Genomic DNA, 323 nt, shown 5'->3' with positions numbered 1-323 from the left:
ATGGCACTTTTTATGGAGTTGACGCATTTTGATGTCTTTGTTTTCGGTTGCCGTGTGCAGTTTAACGGGAATATGAACAAGCCCGAACTGGATGCTGCCTTTCCAAACTGTATGCATGATTTCACCTCACTCTTACTATACGGCGCAAGCGCCATTAATATCACAGGAAAGGTTTGGTTACTCTATAGCTAGGAGGTAGCGCAAAAATGAAACCAATGAAACTGACGGAGACGACCGCATTCCCTAAGTCAACAGGCTGGGTCGGAGAGCCTAAATACGATGGCTATCGTTGCCTAGTTTCCATCACAGACACGAGCGTTGAG

At 46.1% G+C, this 323-nt stretch carries 1 protein-coding gene; it reads right to left on the bottom strand.

The genetic code is table 11. The features are described 5' to 3' along the window. On the bottom strand, nt 1-117 hold a 117-nt coding region (locus CHH91_RS18150), incomplete at its 3' end, for a Ku protein (protein WP_353615338.1). Between the last annotated feature and the right edge of the window lie 206 nt (nt 118-323).

It is taken from the genome of Virgibacillus sp. 7505, from assembly GCF_002272135.1.
Classification (GTDB): Bacteria; Bacillota; Bacilli; order Bacillales; family Amphibacillaceae; genus Terribacillus.
Note: the sequence above shows the minus strand (reverse complement) of the source record. Positions and strands in the feature narration are given on the sequence as shown.